At 54.4% G+C, this 21751-nt stretch carries 20 protein-coding genes and 1 tRNA gene; 11 read left to right on the plus strand and 10 right to left on the minus strand.

The window, feature by feature from the left end:
• Positions 1-51: 51 nt before the first annotated feature.
• The 4 genes from RO22_RS23060 (at position 52) to RO22_RS23070 (ending at position 4748) form a co-directional block, all read left to right on the plus strand.
• The gene (locus RO22_RS23060) at positions 52-621 is read left to right on the plus strand and encodes a hypothetical protein (RefSeq protein ID WP_235270546.1); all 570 of its coding nucleotides are present in this window, start codon (positions 52-54) and stop codon (positions 619-621) included.
• Positions 614-2260: a molybdopterin-dependent oxidoreductase gene (locus RO22_RS25120; RefSeq protein WP_235270547.1), complete on the plus strand. Its 1647-nt coding sequence runs from the start codon at positions 614-616 to the stop codon at positions 2258-2260. Before RO22_RS23060 ends, RO22_RS25120 begins: the two co-directional genes overlap by 8 nt.
• Positions 2200-3801, plus strand: a complete 1602-nt coding sequence (locus RO22_RS25125) for a molybdopterin dinucleotide binding domain-containing protein (protein WP_235270548.1) — start codon at positions 2200-2202, stop codon at positions 3799-3801. The genes RO22_RS25120 and RO22_RS25125 overlap by 61 nt, the downstream gene beginning before the upstream one ends.
• A 377-nt stretch (positions 3802-4178) precedes the next feature.
• Positions 4179-4748, plus strand: coding sequence for a recombinase family protein (locus RO22_RS23070; RefSeq protein WP_022523397.1), 570 nt, complete (start codon positions 4179-4181; stop codon positions 4746-4748).
• A gap of 602 nt (positions 4749-5350) precedes the next feature.
• Here RO22_RS23070 and RO22_RS23075 read toward each other — a convergent pair.
• Both RO22_RS23075 and RO22_RS23080 read right to left on the minus strand, forming a co-directional pair.
• Positions 5351-5441 (minus strand) — tRNA-Ser (locus RO22_RS23075).
• Positions 5442-5490: 49 nt separating this feature from the next.
• Positions 5491-7197: a potassium/proton antiporter gene (locus RO22_RS23080; RefSeq protein WP_022523359.1), complete on the minus strand. Its 1707-nt coding sequence runs from the start codon at positions 7195-7197 to the stop codon at positions 5491-5493.
• Between the two features lie 152 nt (positions 7198-7349).
• Between RO22_RS23080 and RO22_RS23085 the strand changes: the two genes are divergently transcribed.
• Both RO22_RS23085 and RO22_RS23090 read left to right on the plus strand, forming a co-directional pair.
• Entirely contained in the window at positions 7350-8486 is a 1137-nt protein-coding gene (locus RO22_RS23085) for an ABC transporter substrate-binding protein (RefSeq protein WP_022523358.1), read from the plus strand.
• 40 nt (positions 8487-8526) lie between these two features.
• A complete protein-coding gene (locus RO22_RS23090; RefSeq protein WP_022523357.1) occupies positions 8527-8826 on the plus strand; it encodes a hypothetical protein in 300 nt (99 codons plus the stop codon).
• Between the two features lie 34 nt (positions 8827-8860).
• Here the strand turns inward: RO22_RS23090 and RO22_RS23095 are convergent, their stop codons facing one another.
• From RO22_RS23095 to RO22_RS23105, 3 genes are all read right to left on the minus strand, one after another.
• Complete coding sequence (locus RO22_RS23095) at positions 8861-9664, minus strand: alpha/beta fold hydrolase (protein WP_022523356.1); 804 nt, start codon at positions 9662-9664, stop codon at positions 8861-8863.
• Positions 9665-9704: 40 nt separating this feature from the next.
• Positions 9705-10373: a 7-cyano-7-deazaguanine/7-aminomethyl-7-deazaguanine transporter gene (locus RO22_RS23100; protein ID WP_009287831.1), complete on the minus strand. Its 669-nt coding sequence runs from the start codon at positions 10371-10373 to the stop codon at positions 9705-9707.
• Positions 10374-10579: 206 nt separating this feature from the next.
• Positions 10580-12553, minus strand: a complete 1974-nt coding sequence (locus RO22_RS23105; protein ID WP_258955954.1) for a propionyl-CoA synthetase — start codon at positions 12551-12553, stop codon at positions 10580-10582.
• Positions 12554-12831: 278 nt separating this feature from the next.
• On the opposite strand from RO22_RS23105, the gene RO22_RS23110 reads away from it, so the two are divergent.
• Positions 12832-13152, plus strand: a complete 321-nt coding sequence (locus RO22_RS23110; RefSeq protein WP_022523354.1) for an ArsR/SmtB family transcription factor — start codon at positions 12832-12834, stop codon at positions 13150-13152.
• A gap of 17 nt (positions 13153-13169) precedes the next feature.
• Here RO22_RS23110 and sohB read toward each other — a convergent pair whose 3' ends face one another.
• Positions 13170-14213 (minus strand): protease SohB, encoded by a 1044-nt coding sequence (gene sohB, locus RO22_RS23115; RefSeq protein WP_022523353.1) that lies wholly within the window; start codon positions 14211-14213, stop codon positions 13170-13172.
• Positions 14214-14394: 181 nt separating this feature from the next.
• Here sohB and RO22_RS23120 point away from each other — a divergent pair, with 181 nt between their 5' ends.
• The gene (locus tag RO22_RS23120) at positions 14395-14706 is read left to right on the plus strand and encodes an SCP2 sterol-binding domain-containing protein (RefSeq protein ID WP_022523352.1); all 312 of its coding nucleotides are present in this window, start codon (positions 14395-14397) and stop codon (positions 14704-14706) included.
• 25 nt (positions 14707-14731) lie between these two features.
• Here the strand turns inward: RO22_RS23120 and nudC are convergent, their stop codons facing one another.
• From nudC to RO22_RS23140, 4 genes are read right to left on the minus strand one after another with little or no spacing between them, the layout of a single operon-like run.
• Positions 14732-15517, minus strand: coding sequence for an NAD(+) diphosphatase (gene nudC / locus RO22_RS23125; protein ID WP_022523351.1), 786 nt, complete (start codon positions 15515-15517; stop codon positions 14732-14734).
• Positions 15510-16247, minus strand: a complete 738-nt coding sequence (gene dnaQ / locus RO22_RS23130) for a DNA polymerase III subunit epsilon (protein ID WP_041159509.1) — start codon at positions 16245-16247, stop codon at positions 15510-15512. The genes nudC and dnaQ overlap by 8 nt, the downstream gene beginning before the upstream one ends.
• Positions 16247-16717, minus strand: a complete 471-nt coding sequence (gene rnhA / locus RO22_RS23135) for a ribonuclease HI (protein WP_022523349.1) — start codon at positions 16715-16717, stop codon at positions 16247-16249. The genes dnaQ and rnhA overlap by 1 nt, the downstream gene beginning before the upstream one ends.
• A complete protein-coding gene (locus tag RO22_RS23140) occupies positions 16710-17603 on the minus strand; it encodes a class I SAM-dependent methyltransferase (RefSeq protein WP_022523347.1) in 894 nt (297 codons plus the stop codon). Before RO22_RS23140 ends, rnhA begins: the two co-directional genes overlap by 8 nt.
• Before the next feature lie 111 nt (positions 17604-17714).
• Between RO22_RS23140 and gloB the strand changes: the two genes are divergently transcribed.
• From gloB to RO22_RS23155, 3 genes are read left to right on the plus strand one after another with little or no spacing between them, the layout of a single operon-like run.
• Positions 17715-18482, plus strand: a complete 768-nt coding sequence (gloB, locus tag RO22_RS23145; protein ID WP_009287828.1) for a hydroxyacylglutathione hydrolase — start codon at positions 17715-17717, stop codon at positions 18480-18482.
• Positions 18483-18512: 30 nt separating this feature from the next.
• Entirely contained in the window at positions 18513-19736 is a 1224-nt protein-coding gene (locus tag RO22_RS23150; protein ID WP_022523346.1) for a transglycosylase SLT domain-containing protein, read from the plus strand.
• Between the two features lie 42 nt (positions 19737-19778).
• On the plus strand, positions 19779-21719 hold the full coding sequence (locus RO22_RS23155) for an extracellular solute-binding protein (protein WP_022523345.1): 1941 nt from the start codon (positions 19779-19781) through the stop codon (positions 21717-21719).
• The last annotated feature ends 32 nt before the right edge of the window (positions 21720-21751 follow it).

Here is a 21751-nt window from a genome sequence, read left to right on the forward strand (position 1 = left end):
AACCGGGTTAGTAGGCTTTGCTCGCAAACCGCTATACGACAGATGCTGTATGTGCTGCTAGTGACCTGTGCGCTAGCAGGCTTGATTGCGATTAGCTGGTTTTTGGATGGCGTGAATGCACACGTAGGCTCAGTTGCCGCCGCATTGGAATCCGTGAGCCATAGCGACTCGTGGCGCAATACCGCCCTATGGGGAGGGATTACTGGCTTAGCGCTATTTGCCGCCGTGTTGTTTTTACTGACTCGCCCTACCCTGCGCCAGAAGCACGCGCGCGTTGTCCTAACCTCTAGCCAGCCAGCACTGTTTGCCTGGGCATGGTTGCTAGGCCTCGTAGCCATACACATGGGCTGGATGTTCCGCTGGGTGGTGCTGATGGATGTTCAGCATGTGGCCCGCAACAGCGCAGGCTTTCATCACTACGGCATTCCCGCGGGCTCTTCCGGTATTTTAGGCATTGTTGGCACCTTCGGCCTCTGGCTCGCCGCTATTCTACTGATTGAACTGTTTATTCCCTGGCGGCAGGCCCAACAGGGCGGCCTTATAGCAACGCCCACTCACGCTACCCAAGATGCTTCTACTCATTCTCTCACCGCGAAAAAAGGAGCGTCTAGTCATGTCTAAGTCTACTCAAGATCCGTCACGCCGCCGTTTTCTAAAAGGCGCTGCCGCCGCTGGTGGTGCAGCCACCTTTGCCGTGGGCTATGCCGACCCATTGGCAAAAATGGCTAAGGGCATTACTGGTAGCGCGGGTGAAAAACCCAGGCACAATATTCATGGCAACTCGCTGACCCCAGAATACCGAGTCGATTTAGACACTGGCGAACTCACTTTGACCCCCGACCAGCGGGTCGCCTTCACTATTTGCTACGGTTGTACGACCCGATGCGGCGTGAGAGTAAGGATCGATGACACCCTTGGCGAAGTACTGCGGGTATCAGGCAATCCCTACCACCCGCTGTCCGCCGACGACCATTTACCCATGCGTACACCGGTGGCGGATGCACTGCGCAGTGTTAGCGCCTATGGCGAACAGGGCCAGATAAACCGCTCCACCGCCTGCGCCCGTGGCAATGCCATGATGAGCCAAATTACCAACCCTTTCCGTGTCGACCACTGTTTAAAACGAGTAGGCAAACGTGGCAGCCGTCAATGGCAGAAAATCTCCTTTGAGAAACTCATTGAAGAAATCTGCGAAGGCGGCGACCTGTTTAGCGAAGGCCACGTTGATGGACTGCGCGATATTCGCGATCACGACACACTGATCGACCCTGACAATCCTGAATATGGCCCCAAGGCCAACCAATTAATGGTGATGGAAGCCACTGACTACGGGCGCTCAGATCTACTCAAGCGCTTTACCCTCAATGCCTTTGCTACCCGCAATTATGGTCACCATGGCGCTTACTGCGGGTTGGCTTTCCGCATGGGATCTGGCGCGGTGATGAACAATATCGTCACCAACGCCCACGTTAAGCCAGATATCCAAAACGCACGTTTCATCATGTATATCGGCTGTGCGCCCAGCCAAGCGGGCAACCCGTTTAAGCGCCAAGGCCGCTTGATTGCCCAAGCCCGTGCAGCCGGTACATTGGATTACGTGGTGGTCGACCCAGCGCTCAATGCTGCCACCTCCCACGCAGCTGACAACAACCGCTGGGTGCCTATTCGTCCTGGGACAGACAGCGCTTTTGCCATGGCAATCATTCAGTGGCTACTTGACAACCAGGGCTATGCTAGCGACTTCCTAGCCCTGCCCGGCAAAGCCGCCGCCGATGCAGCGGGCGAAACCACCCACTCCAACGCCACTCATTTGGTAATTGACACTTATGAACACCCGCGCAGAGGTTATTTTCTTCGCGCCAGCGACCTGGGCCTAGCGGAAGCGGGTAGCGATGCTGACTCGCCGGTGGTAGTGGCCAATGGCGAACTCGCGCTAAGCGAAGAGGTGATGACCGCCGAGCTCTTAGCCGAACGTCCGGTTGAGCTTGCCGATGGCACCACCGTGACCGTCAAAAGCAGTCTGACGTTGCTAAGCGAATCTGCCCACGAGTACGACCTAGATACCTACGCAGAACATTGTGGCATTCCAAAGGCGACGATTATTGAATTGGCCAGCCGCTATGCCAGCCATGGCAGAAAAGCCGCTGTTAACTGTCACGGCGGCATGATGTCGGGTAACGGTTTCTACCGATTATTGAATTGGCCAGCCGCTATGCCAGCCATGGCAGAAAAGCCGCTGTTAACTGTCACGGCGGCATGATGTCGGGTAACGGTTTCTACGCCGCGTTTAGCGTGCAAATGCTGAACCTACTGGCGGGCAACTACAACATGAAGGGTGGCAGCGCCGTGGGCGGCGGCACTTACAGCGGTACCGGCGAGGGCCCACGCTACGATTTAGCCAACTTTCCTGGTAAGCGCGCGCCGCAGGGGGTATTTCTATCCCGCTCGCGCTTCCCCTACGAAAAGTCTTCCGAGTATCAGCGCAAAGTCGCCGCAGGCGAAAACCCTTACCCGGCTAGAGCGCCGTGGCGCTCGTTGGCGCCGCCGACGCTCACAGAGCACCTACCCTCGGCACTAGATGGCTATCCTTACCCCATCAAAGCGGTGATTGGCTGTATGGCTAACCCGATTTATGGTCAGGCTGGCCTAAAAGGCGTCATTGTCGATAAGCTGAAAGACCCCAAACGGCTGGGACTCTTTGTTGCCGTGGATGGCTTTATCAATGAAACCAACCGCTACGCCGACTACATCGTCCCTGATTCTGTGATGTATGAGGTGTGGGGCTTTACGGGCGCGTGGAAAGGCACCCTGGGCAAGCTGACCACCGCCTGCTGGCCCGTGGTGGAGCCGCGCCAGCAAAAAACCGCTGAGGGCGAACCGGTGTCTATGGACAGCTTTTTTATCGCTGTGGCCAAACGGCTTGGCCTGCCCGGCTTTGGCGACAACGCAATTCCCGATGCCCAGGGCAATCTGCACCCGCTCAATCGCGCAGAGGATTATTATCTGCGGGCCGCGGCCAATATCGCTTTTCAAGAAGAACCCTTGCCAGAAGCCGACGATGCTGATGTTGCCCATGGAGGCATTGCCCCACTGGTGCCTAAAATCGCACGAACGCTAAAAACTGATGAACGCGCTCGAGTAGCCTATCTGTATGCCCGGGGTGGACGCTTTGAAGATGCCAGCGAGCACTTCATAGGTGAAAAATTGAAATACCAGTGGAAGCAAACGCTATGTGTTTACAACGAATCAGTCGGCACCAGCATTGATACCACTAATGGCCTGCCCAATAGCGGCGTCCCCTGCCATAAGCTACCTCAGATGGCGAACATGCAACCCATGCGCGAGGTGTTTTCGGAGCAAGAGTGGCCGCTGTTGGCGTTCTCGTTCAAATCCAACCTGATGAACTCTTACGCTATCGGCAGTGAGCGGCTGCGTATGATCAAGCCTTACAACCCGATACAGATGCACCGCCAAGACGCAGAGCGCTTTGGTATCCAGCACGGCGATACCATTCGCATAGAAAGCCCTGGCGGAAGCGTGGTCGGGTTGGCGCTAGTCAGTGAAAGCGTAATACCTGGTGCCTTGGGCATTGAGCACGGCTATGGCCACCGGGATTTAGGCGCAACGCCACATATTATCGACGGTGAATCTCAACCGGATATGCCTTGGATGCGCGCGGGTATCAATATCAACGATCTAGGCTTTAAAGACCCCACGAGGAATGTGGATGGCACTTGGCTTGAGCCCATCAGCGGGGCCAGCGTGCGCCAGGGTTTGCCGGTAAGGGTTAGTCGAGTTTAGCTGATAATCGTTTTTCAGAGCTGATGGATCATTCGGTGGGAATTGCTGCAGAGCTTCCTACCGAATGAGTGATGAAGCTCATTGATACATTTTCAAAATCTACTTCTGACTGTTTATAAAGGGCATTTCTGTTAAGTAAGACAAAATGTTTATGGCTTTCTTACGCAAAAAGCACATAATTGAATAAGTATATTCCCAAAAGAAATATATCAGCACGCGTTGAAGGAGTCTGCCATGCAAAAATCACCGTTTGTGACCCCTCTGAAAACCAGTCTCAAAATGGTGTCATAAAATAGGGTTTGACTTATGAACCTATACTGCTATTATGACACCACGTTTTTGAAACCATCTTGGTAACAACCAGAAAGGGGCACGACATGGCACGCACTTTTTTATACAGCAGGGTCAGCACCAACGACCAAACCACCACAAACCAGATTCAAGAAGTTCAAGCTGCTGGTTTTGACATTCCAGAGTATCGGGTGATGGAAGAGACAGTTAGCGGCTCTACATGTGCCTCAGAGCGCAAGGGGTTCCAGAAGCTATTAGAGCGCATGGAGCAAGGGGATGTTCTGGTTGTCACTAAGCTGGATAGGCTGGGTCGTAATAGTATTGATGTTCAATCAACAGTAAAGATGCTTGAAACCAAGGGGATTAGAGTTCACTGCCTAGCTCTTGGTGGAGCTGACCTTACCTCTCCAGCCGGAAAGATGGTTATGTCTGTTCTATCCTCAGTGGCAGAGTTTGAGCGTGACTTACTGATAGAGCGCACTCAGGCAGGCTTGCAGCGTGCACAGAGTCAAGGCAAGGCCCTAGGGCGTCCTGTTGCCACCTCAGCTAAAGAGGTACAAGCCCTCAAAGCTGAAGGCCAGAGTCAGAGTCAGGTGGCTCAGAGCCTTGGTGTCAGTCTATCCACTGTGAAGCGCCTTTGGAGCAAAGCAGCCTAACCGGCTATTACCGGTTTGACACCAGCCCCTACCAACCCTCCGATACTGGTATTCCAGTAATGGGGGAAAGGCGGGAAATCCCGCTATTACCCAGATATAAGCAATAATAGACTGTAAACTGCGAAGACCGCGCTATTAGCTCTACAGGTTCGCAGAGTTAAAGGGACTGATTAGTCCCTTTTAAATGGACAGATTTGTCCATTTTAATAGCAGGATTTCCTGCTTCTATTTTCCAAACAAGGGCGCAACAGTGCCCCCACGCTGTAATGAAGCTTATACMCCCTGCTGAAAGGCCGTACAAGCCGCTCTAGCCCCTACCCAGTAGGGTAGCCTACCTAACACCCTTATCGTAGCCCCTACACGCTCACAGGAGCTTCTAGGGCTATGCTCGATATTTTAGGCAACTAGGCTGCTAGGTGGGGTGGTATATGGTGGTGGGCTTAGCACCGATGCTCACCCGCCAGATATTCCACTGGGTCAAAGCACCTATCTGTGCTTAGCCCATAGACATGAAGAGTAGTGAAAAAAGTGGTGAAATTGAGTAGTGAAATTGGCAAACAAAAAACCCCGCAATCTATTGATTTACGGGGCTTTTTTAATAGTGGCGGAGGGACAGGGATTCGAACCCTGGATAGGCTATTAACCTATGCCGGTTTTCAAGACCGGTGCATTCAACCGCTCTGCCATCCCTCCGGCTTATGGGTGCGTATACTAACAGCTTTTCCTTGGAAGTCAACGCCTTTTAGTACAAACGTAACCCGACGCGGGTAATCTTTCCGCCTTCCATATCGCTGACCACCCAATGAATGCCGTGCCAATCGACGTCGTCCCCGATAACCGGGTGGCCACCCACGCGCAGGGCGATAAATTCCGCCAGTGTCATGTCCTGCTCACCGGGGCTGAGCGTTAGGCCATAGGCTTGGGCGATATCATGCATTTGCGCGCTGCCATCCAGGGTAAAGGTACCGAAGAAGGCGCGCTCCTGCTTGAGCTTGGCATCGCCATTGAATAGTCGGTTAAGCGCGTACAAGTCCTCTGAGCGGCCGATCACACAAATCACATCACCCAGCTTCAAGCGTGTGCTGCCCTTGGGGTGCAACATGGCGTGGTCGCGGAACAGTGCAGAAATCAAAGCACCTGATGGAAAACGCAGCAGCCGAATAGGCACGTCCTCTAAATCCTGGTTCTCGACTCCGTACACAAACAGCTCAAAGTCGTTTTCCGGCAGGATGCCCAGCGGGCCGCGCCGGTTAGGCACGGTGCCTACCGGCACTTCCACCTTCAACCACTTGGCCATCAGCGTCAGTGAGCCGCCCTGAATCAGTAGCGACATCAATACCACGGCGAAGGCCACATTAAAGTAGAGCGAGGCGTTTTCTACCCCACCGATAACCGGGAAAATAGCCAGCACGATAGGCACCGCCCCTCTCAAGCCCACCCAGGCAATGAAGAAGGTTTCCCGCCAGCGGAATTTAAAGAACGGTTTGATGGTGATCAGCACCGCCAACGGGCGGGCAATAAAGATGAGCGCCAGTGCCACCAAACCCGCGGGCAGTGCCACGTCCCATAACTCACTGGGTGTAACCAGCAGGCCAAGTACCAGGAACAGGCCGATTTGGCTTAGCCACGCCAAGCCGTCGTGCACCGGCAGAATAAAGTTAAGGTGGCGCCCAGGCTGGTTACCAATCATCAAACCAGCAAGGTAGATGGCCAAAAATCCGCTACCGCCCAGCACACTGGTTAAACCGAATACGCTGAACCCCAGCGCCAGCGCCAGCATGGCATAAAGGCCTGGGGCTAAATCGAGCCAGCGAAGCAGCTTGGCACTCAGCCAACCGCCCCCTAGGCCGACAATCAAACCAATACCAAACTGGGAAAGGAAAAACAGCAGGGTTTCAACGGGGCCGCCAATATCACCAACAAGCAGCTCAACCAGCATCAGGGTCAGGAAAATTGCCATCGGGTCGTTGGTACCCGACTCGATCTCCAGCGTCGCCCCTACCCGTTCGTTGAGATTAACGCCGCGACCGCTAAGCATGGAGAAAACCGCAGCGGCATCGGTTGAACCTACGATGGCGCCAACCAGCAGGCCCTGTACTATCGTTAGGTCAAAAATCCACATCGCGATAACGCCAACAATGGCGCTGGTGATAAAGACGCCAAAGGTCGCGAGGGAAAGCGCGGGTTTAAAACCCACTCGGAAGGTTTTGAGGCGAGTACGTAAGCCACCGTCTAACAAAATCATGGCCAGCGCGAGGTGGCCGATGGCAAAGGCCATGGAGTAATCGTCAAACACTACGCCCAGTACGCCCTCTTCACCTGCTAGCATGCCTAGCCCAAGGAAGATCAGCAGCAGCGGCACACCCATCATCGACGATAAGCGGCTGGCCAAAATGCTGAGGGCCATAAGAGAACCGCCTACCAAAAAGAACGTATAAATTGTGTCCATGACTCTCCGTCTCTACATCAATACAGCGCTATTATTGCATGTAACCGTTGAATTTACTGTCTCTTCTCAGCGCCCCCTTATGCTCAAGGGGCTGGTCAGAAGCTTTCCCAGGCGGCTACACTTCGCCGTTACAACCCCTGGAGTTACTGACTATGTTGCGTTGCCTCTTACGCTGTTGGCACCCTATCCTGTTGAGTCTTATCGTCACCTTATTGTTTTCTAATTCAGTTATTTACGCAAATGAAGAGCGCGAAGAAAGCCCTTCAGAAACGGCCCCGCTGACGCTAGATACAGATGTTGAGGTGCCGGAAGCATTTTGGCGAAACATTGACAGCGAAAGCGTCGAGGAAGTGCCCACCACGGCGCAAACCCCGGCACCGCCGCTCGAACCACCGCCGGTTAAACACATCACGCTAATGCTGGATTGGTACTTGAGCCCGCAGCACGCAGCCTTGGTGATTGCTAAAGAGCGAGGGCTGTACGCTGCCCAAGGACTTGAAGTGGAGATTCAGTCACCGGCCGACCCCTCCATCGCTATCAAGCTGCTAACCGCAGGTGAAGTCGATTTGGCGCTGACCCGCCAGCCGCTGCTTCATATGCAGGCTCATAACGGCGCGCCAATCGTCCGCATCGCGACACTGATCGAAACCTCGCTGACGGCGGTCATTGTGGCGGGCGAGGAGCAGGCGGAAACCGAAAATACCTTGGCAGGGTTACACTATGGTTATACCACCGGAGAAGGTCGCGACCTGAGCATCCCGCGTTTACTCCCCCGCTCGGTACAGCAAACCGATGATTTCACCTCGCCCATCAACCTGCACTTCGACCCCATTCGAGCAATGCGGGAGGGTCAGATTGACGCGGTCGCCGATGGCTTTTACCACTACCTTCCTCAGCAGTTGGCGACTGAAGGCATTAACACCCACGTCATTCGCTTCGATGAGTTAGATATCCCCCGTAATGACGGCCTGGTGGTATTGGCCAATAGCGATACGCTTGCGCGCCGCGCTGATACCTGGTCTCGGTTTGTGCTTGCCGTTGAGCAAGCGAGCCACTGGATTATCGACAACCCTGACGCCGCCTGGGAGCTGCTGATTAGCGCGCACCCTGTGCTCGATAATGACATTAACGCCAACGCCTGGGAGGACATCCTGCGCCGCATGGCGCTGAGCCCCGCGGCGTTAGATAGCCGCCGTTACGCTGACTTTGAAACCTTTCTACACAAAATGGGCCTTACTGACGAGACGCTGCCCGTATCGCGTTTAGCAGTAGATCCACACACTTTATAACCAAGTATTAATAGCTCTCCATCCACTACCATGGCGGCCCATGAGCGAAACAGCTTTAATTTTTGCAAAAGGTAAGGGGCGTTGTTTTGCCAATCAGGTGGGCAAGTGCCGTGGCGCGTGCAATGGTCAGGAGTCGATAGCAGCGCATACCCAGGGGGCGCAGGAAGCGCTCACCCAGCTTCAGGTCAATGTTTGGCCGTGGCCGGGCAGCATTGCTATTGAGGGGCAGTCAGCGGGCGCTACAGCAGCGCCCGCAAGCTTTGATGTGGATAGCTACCGAATTTTGAATCGTTCCCTGCATTACCCAGAGCAGCACGGCTTAACGGTCACGCCACTCTGATAAAACAGCGCTTCTTAAGTATTTGAACACGCATCTACTGCGCGTCTAGAAACGCCGTCACTGCCTGCTGGAAGGCTTCCGGCTGGTCGGCGTGTAGCCAGTGGCCGGCATTTTTGAGCGTTACCACACGAGCGCGGGGTAACACTTCACGCAGCGCGGGGATCATATCGTCAGCCACATAGTGAGAATCGCCGCCGCGTAGCACCAACGCCGGGCCTTCAAAAGGCTGCTCGCCATCGGGCACGCCGATAATGTCGCTATAACCGCGCTTGATCTGATCTAAGCCCACCCGTATCGCCATCACGTTATCGTCATTGCGCACCAGATTAGTGGCCAAGAACAGCCGTGTGGGTCGCGACTCAACATGCTCGCCCAGCAGATCATCGGCTTCACGACGACTTTTGGGTTGACCTTCCCGCACATTATCGAGCGCGGCAAACACATCATCGTGGCCATGCTCATAAGCCACCGGGGCAATATCCGCCACAATCAACGACGCCACCCGCTCAGGCGCCAAGCGCGCCAAACTGATCGCCACTTTGCCACCCATGGAGTGGCCCAGCACATGAGCGCGCTCGATCGAGAGCTTGTCCAATAGCGCTATCACGTCATCCGCCATGGTGGCGTAACGCATTCCCTCTGCATGGGGTGAGCGGCCATGGTTACGCAGATCCAGCGCAATCACCCGGCGGCTGCCCTGCCACACTTTTAAGTGCGAACGCCAATTATCGGCACTCCCCAGCAAACCATGAATCACCACCAGCGGAGGTGTATCTGCGGCGGCTTCGTCGGCGGGCATATCGATAAAGTGGAGATCAACGGTGGCAACGTCAGTCATGCTAGCTCCTCAGCCTTGCGGACTCTGTGTGTTTACGCGATTACGCCGTACGGGGCTCGGCATCCACCTGGCCTGTCCAAACCACCAAGCGGCGCGTTAGCCAGGCAAGCAGCAAGCCATACAGCGGAAGGAAAAACAGCAGGCTGATAGCGAGCTTAATGGCATAGTCAACGGCGGCGATTTCTATCCAATTGGCGGCCATAAAGGGGTCTGGGCTGTTATAGAACGCCGCCGAGAAGAATGCAAAGGTGTCAGCCAGGTTACCCAACACCGTTGAGCAAACGGGTGCTACCCACCATGCCCACTGGCGCAAGCGGTCAAACACTTGTACATCCAGCAACTGGCCAATCACATAGGCCAGGAAGCTGGCGAGGGCGATACGGGCGACAAACAGGTTCCACTCCGAAAGTGCCTCAATCCCGGCAAAGCTGCCGCGGGGAAATACCACGGATACCACATAGGAGACCAGCAGTGCGGGAAGCATAACGCGCAGAATAATCGATCGCGCCGGCCCTTTGCCAAACAGACGTACCGTTAGGTCGGTGGCTAGAAAAATAAACGGGAAGCTAAACGCGCCCCAGGTGGTATGAAAGCCAAACAGCGTAAACGGCAACTGAACGAGATAGTTACTGGCGGCAATAATGCCGATATGGAAAGCCACCATCACCATTAGGCAACGGCGGTGTTGAGTCTCACTCAATGCAAACATGCGGGTAGACCTTTTTTTAATAGATAAGAGGGGTTAGGGAACCCTCGGGGTAGTATGCGCATCGCCAAATCAACGTTGATAAAACTGGCGCTGTTCTGGGGAGCGCATTATACGGCTTATACATGATATTAAAAGCCAAGGGATGGAAGCCGCCACCCCTTGGCAATCTGCATGCCCTCGCACTTGGCTAATAAAAAGTAGCCGCATCAATCCAGCGGTGTGGCTTTATCAGCGGCACCTACCGAGCGTTCACGCATGGCGGCGTGAACATCGGTCAGGCTGGTGGGGTCATCAATGGTGGAGGGAATACCAAACTCTTTGCCATCGGCAATCGTGCGCAGTAGCTTGCGCAGAATTTTACCCGAACGGGTTTTGGGTAAGCGGTCGACCACTAACACCTGCTTGAAGCAGGCAATTGGGCCAATATGCTCGCGAACCCGCGCAATGAGCTCGGCCTCCAGTGTCGCTTCATCGCCATTAAAACCATCTTTAGGAATCACCAAGCCAATCGGCAATTGCCCTTTAAGATCGTCATGAATCCCAATCACCGCGCACTCGGCCACCGCGGGATGGGCGCCAACCACCTCTTCCATTTCACCGGTCGAGAGTCTGTGCCCTGCCACGTTAATAACGTCATCGGTACGGCCCATAATGAACAGATAACCCTGCTCATCAAAATAACCGCCATCGCCGGTCAAATAATAACCGGGGAACGCCGCCATATAAGCGCTATGAAAACGCTTCTCGTCGCGCCAAACGCCGGTCAAACAACCTGGCGGCATGGGCTGTTTGATCACTACACTGCCCTGCTCCATGGGTTTGGCCTGTTCACCATCACGGTTGAGCACCTGCACATTGAAGCCAGGAACGGGGAACGTTGCGGATCCCGCTTTGGTGGGCACGGCCTCTATGCCGGGCAAGTTGGCGGCGATGGGCCAGCCGGTTTCAGTTTGCCACCAGTGATCAATCACCGGCACGTCCAAAAGGTCATCCAGCCAGTGAAACGTGGGTGGATCGAGGCGTTCTCCGGCCACATAGAGGTGCTTTAGGCTGCTGATATCGTAGTTCAGTAACAGTTTAGCATCAGGATCCTCTTTCTTAATCGCACGGAAGGCCGTGGGCGCAGTGAAGAAACTCTTCACCCGGTACTCCTCGATCAAGCGCCAGAAGCTGCCCGCATCGGGGGTTTTTACCGGCTTCCCTTCGTATACCACCGTGGTGCAACCAAGTAGCAAGGGGGCGTAAACAATGTAGGAATGCCCAACGACCCAGCCCACATCCGAGGCGGTAAAGAACACTTCACCGGGCTCCATGGCGTAGATCGCCTGCATCGAATAGGCCAGCGCTACCGCGTAGCCACCCGTATCGCGCATAACACCTTTGGGTTTTCCGGTGGTGCCTGAGGTATACAGGATATACAGCGGGTCGGTTCCCTTCACCGGCACGCATTCAGCAAACGGCGCCTTCGCAACCAACTCTTCCCAGTCGTAATCGCCCTCCTCCAGTTCAGCCCGGTGCGCTTCACGCTGATAAACGACGCAGGCATCCGGCTTATGGGCGCTTAATTCAACGGCTTGGTCTACCATTGGCTTATAGGGCAACACCTTGCCCAGCTCGATACCGCAGGAAGCGGCAACCACCACTTTAGGCTCGGCGTCTTCAATCCGCGCCGCCAGCTCATGGGGGGCGAAGCCACCAAATACCACCGAGTGAATAGCGCCAAGCCGCGCGCAGGCGTACATGGCCACCAGCGCTTCGGGGATCATTGGCATATAAATCACCACACGATCCCCCTTAGTGACGCCTAGTTGCGTTAGCGCCCCCGCAAAATACGCCACTTTATCGCGCATTTCTCGGTAGCTAAGGGTGAGTTTGGCTTGTGCGGCAGGTGAATCCCAGAAAATCGCCGCCTGATCACCGCGCCCATTTTCGACATGATAATCCAGTGCAGCGTAGCTAAGATTCATTTCACCGTCGCTGAACCAACGAGCATGCTCTTTCCCAGGGCTCTGCTTATCGTAGCTGAGAATGGTTTTAGGCGGCGTATACCAGGGAATACGTTTGGCCTGCTCGGCCCAGAACGATTCAGGGTGTTCGATGGAGCGTTGGAAGGTGTGTTGGTAGCGGCTCATGGTGTCCCTATCTTTTTTGTAGTAGCGATCAAAAAGGATTGTTGACACTTTATAAAGGAAACCGATATTTCGCCCTCATACTATGGGCTAAATAGCGACCAAAGCGGTAGACAGGCACCAGCATTGTCGACAAGGTGTCGAATGACTACCATTGATTAACCGTTAAACAGAAGTTTGGACAAAACTCGCTAAATTACTGATCATTAAAGAACATGGTCCTCGCGACGCGACGATGCCTCGACAACGTACAGCAATGCCTTTAAAACGACGCCTTTAAAACAATGCTTATAAAACGCTGATGTAACAGTGTAGGCAAGGAGATCATTATGTCTGCTTCTACAAGCGCCGCTACACGCCTGCTTGAACATAACTGTCGCGCTATTGAGGCGGGAACCAACCTGCTAAAAGCGTTGGCCAATGAAAAACGGCTGCAAATCCTCTGCCTTCTTGCCGAGAAAGAGCTGTCAGTGACGCAAATTAATCAACAGCTTGCGTTAAGTCAGTCGGCACTTTCGCAACATCTGGCTATTTTGCGGCGTGATGAGCTCGTCGATACCCGACGGGAGTCACAAACCATCTATTATTCGTTAAGCAGCGAAAGCGCCAAGGCCGTGATTGACACCTTGGCACACCATTACGCTGCATAACGCTTCAGGGTTTAATCTCAGCGCCGCTGCCACCCAGCGGCGTCGATTAGACCAAGCGCTTTCAGCGCTGCTTTTTCAACACCTTCTGAAATGGCCAACCCCAGTTTACGACTGACGGTTTTAGGGGCTTCTAGCTTCACTGTGAATACTTGCGCCTCGGTCATACGTTCTACCAGATAGGCTTCGCTAGTCCCTACGCTGTCGACAAGCTGTAAAGATAGCGCCTCGCTACCGTACCAAATCTCGCCTGTGGCGAGGGTGTCAATATCCATGCTGGGACGCCGTTCTGCCACGTAGCCTTTAAACAAGCGGTGCGTATTCTCTAAATCCTCCAAGAACTTCGCTTTACCCTCTTCGGTATTTTCACCCAGCACGGTTAAGGTACGTTTGTATTTACCGGCGGTAAGCAGTTCGACGTCAACATCATGGCGCTTAAGCAGGCGATGAATATTGGGAACTTGTGCCACCACGCCGATGGAACCAATCACTGCGAAAGGCGCGGCCTTGATGTGCTGTGCAGTACAGGCCATCAGGTAACCACCGCTTGCCGCCACCTTGTCGATACAGACGGTTGTGTTTAACCCCGCCGTACGCAGCCGGTCTAACTGCGCCGCTGCCAACCCATAGGCATGCACCAGGCCACCCGCGGACTCAAGACGCACCACTACCTCGTCTTCCTTAGCGGCGACACCGATGATGGCCGATACCTCTTGAGCAAAATGCTCGGTTTGCGAGGCTTTCAGATCGCCATGGAAGTCGAGCACCCAAACCCTTGGCGCTGAGGCGCCGTCTTGCTCCGTTTTGTGCTCCTTGTGACGCTTTTTATCTTCACTGCGAAATAGTTTCAGCAGTTTTTTGCGCGCACCAGGGAGCGTGGCAGCCAGCCGCAAACGCCGGACACGGCGGCGTCGTTGATCGTTAAGTGGCTCGATCGTGAGTTTCAGCTCGCTCTCTTTGTCCTGCTTGGTTCGTGCAATCAGCAGCAGGCCAAAGCCTATCAGCGCCATCACGATGGTGGTTTGCACAACAAAGGTGCCTATCTCTGCTACCCATTCACTCATTGACGTTCTCCATTAGAGGATTAATTCCTTTATAGCTCGTACGTTGTATATGCGTATGCTGATAGTGACTAGCGCGCTTGATTGGAACGCCCGTATGAAATAACCTCGCTTGCCTTTACGATTGTTTCTTTTGGCTCTGGTCGCTAGCCTTAGCCTGATCTACTTAACCGAGAGATATGTTATGTCAAACAACACCCTTGAGAAGTTAAAAGCGCGTTTTAATCCGGAAGCGGCAAAGGGCATGGATGAAGTTTTCCAGTTTCACTTTACCGATGCGGGCAGCTACTACTTAAATATCCAGGATGGCACGCTGGACGTACAAGAAGGTGAGCACGACGATCCTTCTGTCAGCTTAAGCCTAACCACTGACACGCTAAAAGGCATTATGAGCGGTGAGATCAATGGTATGACGGCCTTTATGACCGGTAAGCTAAAAGCGACTGGTAATGTCATGCTGGCCACTAAGCTGACTAGCTTATTCCCTAGCGAGTAATCGTCATATCGGCACGCGGCGCCGCTTACTCTTCGCGCCAGCGTGCCAAATGGGTTTCGATTAGTTCGCGGGATATCGAGTAAGGCGGCGGCAGAGAGGGCAACTGACGAGGTGAAAACCACGCCGCATCGCTAATTTCCACCCCATCGATGCGAATGCGCCGGGTGGTGGCTTCGGCGAAGTAACCAAACATCAACGAGTGCGGGAATGGCCACGCCTGACTTTGGTGATAACGCAGTTGATCGATATGCACGCCCACTTCCTCAAACACTTCACGATGCACCGCCTCTTCCGCTGACTCCCCAGGCTCGATAAAACCCGCCAAGGTGGAGTAGCGCCCGGGTGGAAAGCGCGGACTGCGGGCAAGCAGCATCGCCTCCCCGCTGGTCACCAGCGTGATAATACACGGTGAGATACGCGGATAGTTGCGGTGCCCACAGGCGTGGCAGTGCATAGCAAATTCCGCAGTTAGCTTGGTGGCCGGTGCACCACAGCGACCGCAGAAACGGTGATTCTCTAACCAAGCACCTACCTGCAGCGCCGTGGAAAGCAGGCTAAACCAAACGGTTGAAAGCTCGCTCATCCATTGACGACCATCAATCCAATCGTTTCCAGCTTGGGATTCCACAAGCAGCGCCACCGGCTCATCATCCCAGTAACACAGCGGCTGCATCTGCTCTGTCCAGGGTTGATAGGGCTGCAGCGGGGTCAACTCTTCACTACCGTTTAACGGTGCGGGCGCCAATAGGCTACGCGACAGCCGAATAACCCGACCAGCTTGTTCGTGATGGGGGATTTCTCGCCTAAGCATCGCTGGCCGCACCCTCAAACCAGTTCAATTGATGCGCCTCGCACTTGGCCTGATGGGCCGCTCGCTCTTCATCGGTTGGCCGCACCACGCGCAACTGGCCCGGCGTTAAAGAAAGCCGCTGAATCGACATCCCCTCATTGGAGGTATCCGCCTGTTCCTGTTCCGCTGCGGAGGCCGCGTCTAAGGTCAGCGCGGTCTGCCCACCGGTCATCGCCAGGTAGACTTCGGCGAGGATTTCAGAGTCTAACAGTGCGCCGTGCAGTACCCGGTGGCCATTGTCGATATCGTAGCGTTTGCACAATGCATCAAGACTGTTGCGCTGACCGGGGTGCATCTTCCGCGCCATGGTCAGCGTATCTAATACGCCGCAATGATCGCTTACCGGCCCCAACACAGGGGATTTACGCTGCCGATTCAACATGCCCAGCTCGTGGTCAATAAAGCCCACATCGAAGGGGGCGTTATGAATCACCAGCTCCGCGCCTTCGATAAATGCCCAAAACTCATCGGCAATTGCCGCGAATACCGGCTCGTTAGCGACTCTGGCATCATCAATCCCGTGAACGGCGACTACTTCAGCATCGATATGCCGCTCAGGATTGATGTATTGGTGATAAGTGCGACCAGTGAAGCGTCGATTGACCATCTCAATAGCACCAATTTCGACTAGGCGATGGCCATCTTTGGGGTCAATACCCGTGGTTTCAGTATCCAAGATCACCTGACGCATCATGCTCTCCTCTTTTGGTGCTCATCAATCGCTTCATTGGCCAGCGCATCGGCGCGCTCGTTGCCAGGGTGGCCGCTATGCCCTTTTACCCAGTGCCACTCGACTTGGTGGCGCTGGGTCTCTTCGTGCAGGGTCTTCCACAGTTCGGCATTTTTGACCGGCTGCTTGGCAGCGGTTTTCCAGCCGCGCTTGATCCAGTTATGAATCCACTGGGTAATCCCCTGGCGTACATATTGGGAGTCAGTCCAAAGCGCCACTTCACAAGGGGTATTGAGGGTGCGTAGCGCCATAATCGCAGCCATTAACTCCATGCGATTATTAGTGGTATCTGCTTCATAGCCTTTCAAGGTTTTCTCATGCTCGCCACTCGCCAGTACAACACCCCATCCGCCGGGCCCTGGGTTACCCCTACAAGCCCCATCGGTATACACCGTTACCCGAGGTAGATCTCCCGCCGCCTCTTTAGTCAATCTCCTGATCCCCCGGTCTATGTAGAACAGATTTATGTAAAACAGGCTTCTGTGGATCAACTTTATTTGAATCAGCTGTGTGCCTATCCGTTTGCCGTGTTTTGGCTTGCGATGTTCTAGCGGGAGGCGTTTGATAGTGGGCGGATGAGCCTGAGCGGGTAACACCCAACGACGCCGGGGACACTGGCGCCTTCAAACCAAATTTCAAACGCTGCACTGGCGCTTGGCGCTGCTGTCGGCGTGCTTGAATCATATAACTTTCGCCCAGCGGCAGGTTATGCCGCCGCCCTAACGACTCCCAATACTCACCGCACTTGGCGTTCATCCGCCCCCTGAAACAGCAATAGTCTACCCGCTCCACCTCAAAGTCGACAAACGCCAACCAGTCCCGCAGGCGGCTAGCCGAGCGCCAGGTACCGCTCAAGGGAAACGTCTGTTGGCGCTTTCGCAACTGCCGGGTAAGACCACTCACACCGACAGGGTTAAAACCAAACAGCACCATAATGCCGTTGTCAGCAGTGACACGCGCAGCCTCCTGAAGCGTAAAGTGGGCATCGGTTAAGTGCTCAAGCCAGTGGTGGATGACCATCACATCTAAACAGCGATCCGGCAGCGCAAGCTGATCCGGTGGGCATACCAAGGTGCTATCGTTTTCGGCTAACTGACGCGTAGGCAACCAGCGTATGGGGTGCGCAATGGCCGACATGGTCATCAGTGCCGGCCCCATGCTCATTTCCAAGCTGTGGCCGCCCACACGCGATTCCACCACGGGCCCTAAGCAGGCACGCTGTGTTTCCCACAGCGAACGCCCCGCCTCTGTTTGCCAATAAGGCTGGCTACTTTGTAAGCGCTTAGCCAGTGTCGTGGCCATCGTCGAATTTGACATGAACAGCGCTTCCCTCCACAGTAACGGCTTTTTAACGCCTTTTACGCACCGATTTAGCGCTAATAAGCGCAATGTTTGATGTGTTTTTTCGTAACTTAAAGGATCTCGCCGATGATGAGCGTGACACCGATCCCCGCCCTTAGCGACAACTATATTTGGCTATTAAGACAAGATACCAGTCAAAGCGTTTGTGTGGTGGATCCCGGTGAAGCTGCCCCGGTGATCGAGTTTCTTGAGCGTGAGTCGCTCACCCTAAGCTGCATTCTGATTACTCACCATCATCATGATCATACCGGTGGTTTAGCAGAATTAATTAAACGCTACTCTCCGCACGTTATCGGCCCCGACAATCCCAAGATTGAAGGCATCGATGAAACCGTGGGTGATGGCGACGAAGTCCGCATTATGGGTCGCTTGTTTGACGTCATGGCGACCCCCGGCCATACGCTGGATCATATCAGCTACTTCACAGCGGGTATCCCTGCACTACTGTTCTGCGGTGATACCCTTTTTTGCGCGGGTTGCGGTCGTTTATTCGAGGGTACCCCGGAGCAAATGTACACCGCGCTGAAAAAATTTGCGGAACTCCCTGAAGATACACTGGTCTTTGCAGCCCATGAGTACACTCAGGCAAACCTAACGTTTGCCCGTGCTGCGGATCCTGAAAACGAAGACGTCAAACACGCCTTGCAGGAGTGTGAAAAGGCGCGGGCATTGGATCGCCCCACCTTACCCAGCACGATAGGACGCGAGCTGAAAATTAATCCCTACCTCCGTGTGGGCACTGATAGCGTGCGCCAAGCGGCAGGCACCCAGGGTGTTAATAATGATGATCTCGCTACGTTCACCACTCTACGCGAGTGGAAGAACCGTTTTTAAGAACGCTATCGAAACCAAACGAATGCAACTATGACCTATCGAACGATTCGCCAGCGCTTGATGCTGAGCGCTGGCAGTACCGTAATAATGGGCCTAATGTTAGCCGCTGCGGCAAGCTCACAAGCCTCTGCGACAGCCTATGAAGGATCTACGGCATCAACCAGTAAATCAGTAGACGCTACAAAACCACGCCCCACGCCGTTCCGAATCCATTTTTGGGAGGCGCTGGAGCTGGAACCTCAGGACGCTTGGACAACGCTGCGTAAAAGCTTTCAGTGGCAAGAGAAGTCACTGCCAGACGAGGCCCAAGCACGGGTAGACGAATGGATTGAGCACTACCGTTCCAGCCCCGAAAACATTGCTACTATCACCGAACGCGCCTCTCCCTGGCTTGCCTGGATTACCCAGCAAGTTAGCGAGCGTGGCCTGCCTGGTGAAGTCGCGTTAATCCCCTTCGTCGAGAGCTCCTTTGACCCAGGCGCGCGAAGTCATCGCGGCGCTGCTGGGCTATGGCAGTTTATGCCCGGCACTGGTGATGCATTGGGTTTGGTACGCAACGGAAACTACGATGGCCGGTTAGACGTTTTAACCTCCACCGAAGCGGCGCTGGACTACTTGGAAATGCAGGCCGATCAGTGGTATGAAGGCGATCTGATGCTTTCATTAGCGGCTTATAACGCCGGCGCAGGCACCGTTAACCGCGCTCGACGCCAGGCCCAAAGCCAAGGCCTAAACGGTGATTACTGGGATCTCTCGCTGCCCTATGAAACCATGCAGTATGTGCCCAAACTGAAAGCCATCGTGACCATCATTAACGACCCTGAGCAGTACGGTGTCAGCTTGCCGGAAATACATGTTGATCCGGCCTTCGCTAAAGTTAAGTTGGCCCAAGCAGTGACGCTTTCAGAAGCCTCTCAACTGCTGGGTGTCAGCCAAACCGCGTTAGCCGAATTAAACCCTGGCTTGCTCAATGGCAGCATTGACCCCCGTAGTGCTCAGACACTGCTGGTACCTGAAGAAGTGGATACCCAGATGCTAGCGCAGCTTTCTCAAGGCGGCAGTCAAACACAAGACAGCAACCAAGCGCTTGCGCAAAACAGCCGTGGCAATACCCACCGCGTTGAAAGAGGCGACAGTCTCTCTGCGATTGCGGCCCGGTATAATATTGACCAGCAAGACCTTATACGCTGGAATGCGATTGACCGCCCCAGCACTCTGCAACCAGGCCAACTGCTGACACTTTCAGGGCGTTAAACCGGGTTAACTAGTTGGCTTTGTTCACATGGGATGTCTCAAATGCCGCGTGGTTTGTTTTTTGCGAAAACGCTTCTACTCATCAGTGGCCTGCTGTCCAACGTTTCAATACTGGCTTCAGACGCCGAAACAATAGCGTCAGAGTCGACGTCTATCACCGCCACCAACACTAATGTGGTGGGTGATTTGAACACCGACGCAAACAACGTGGTTCCTATTGAAACAGTTCATGGGTTATCGCTTTACGATAGCCCCGAGCTGCCAGCCGACTTCCCCTACTTCCCTCACGTAAACCCACAGGCCCCCAAAGGCGGCACCATTACCCATACCGCCGTGGGGAGCAGCTTTGACTCGACCAATCCGTTTATTATTCGCGGCACGCCAGTTACCGGCATTTCACAAATTTATGACACCCTTATGGTCAGCAACCCCAATGAGCCCTTTAGCCTCTACGGCTTGCTGGCCGAAGGCGTGCGCCTTGACCCTGACAGGGAGTGGATTGAGTTCGACCTGCGCCCTGAAGCGCGTTTTCAAGATGGGGAACCTGTCACGGCCTACGATGTGGTGTTCTCGCTTAACCTGCTCCGCGAAGAGGGAAATCCGTTTTACGCCAGTTACTACGCGGGAGTGGAAGAAGCCATCGCCCTCAATGAGCATCAGGTACGGTTCACCTTCAACGACACTCAATCCCGAGAGCTGCCGTTAATAGTCGCCCAGTTACCCATACTCCCCCGCCACTACTGGGAGCCCCGCGAATTCACCTCCCCCACCCTTGCGGCACACCCAGGCTCCGGGCCCTATCGCATTAGCGAAGTAGACCCAGGTAGGCGAATTGTTTATCAGCGCGATGAAGATTATTGGGGTAAAGATTTGCCGGTCAACGTTGGCCGATACAATATTGATCGCATCATTTACGACTACTACCGTGATCGGGATATTGCCTGGGAAGCTTTTAAAGCGGGACTGACGGACTTCCGTACCGATGCACGCGCCGCCACCTGGGCGATTGGCTATAATTTTCCAGCCTATGAAGAGGGCTTGGTTAAGCGGCTAACGGTACCGGACGTTAACCCTTCGATGATGCAGGCGTTTGTTTTCAACCTGCGTAAAGAGAAGTTCCAAGACCCCAGGGTGCGGGAAGCGTTGAGCCTGACCTTCGACTTCCCGTGGCTCAACACCAATATTTTTTACGGTACCTATCAGCGCACCGAGAGCTTTTTCCAAAATTCAGAGATGGAAGCCACCGGCTTACCCTCTGAGGAGGAACTGGCGCTGTTGGAGCCCTTTCGGGAGGAGTTGATTGCCTCTCATGGTTCTGACCGTTTGTTCACTCAGCCCCTGCCTATCGATCAGCCCATCGAGCTGCGTGAGCGGCTTCGTAAAGCGCTCGATCTCCTCCGCGAGGCAGGTTATAGCGTTGAAGACGGCATACTGGTTAACCAACAAACCGGGCGGCCTTTAAGCCTGGAAGTGCTGCTCTACGACTCAGGGCTTGAACGGGTGGTGCAGCCAATGCTCCGCAACATGGCCCGTTTAGGGGTACAGACGTCGCTGCGTATCGTTGATATTAATCAGTATTTAAACCGACAGCGTAATTATGACTATGACATAGTGATCAGTCATTTCCCTCAGTCGAACAACCCGGGCAATGAACAGCGCGACTTCTGGACCAGCGCCGCCGCCGAAGCACCGCAAAGCCGTAACCGGATGGCGCTGGCACATCCGGCGGTCGATGCACTGGTGGAGGAGATCATTAGTGCTGAGGGCCGTGAAGAGTTGGATACCGCCACGCGCGCGTTGGATCGGGTGCTGCGCTGGGGGTTCTATGTGATTCCCCACTACCACTCTGGGGAGACCCGCATCGCCATTTGGGATAAGTTTGGTTACCCCGAACCCTTCCCCAAATACGCCATGGATCTGGATGCGTGGTGGGTAGACACTGACCGTGAAGCAGAACTGCAGCGCCGCCAGCGCGGCCGTTAACTTTGGCCCGATTACAACTTCTTAAGTGCAAC

This window comes from Halomonas sp. KHS3 (genome assembly GCF_000830495.1).
Lineage (GTDB): Bacteria > Pseudomonadota > Gammaproteobacteria > Pseudomonadales > Halomonadaceae > Vreelandella > Vreelandella titanicae.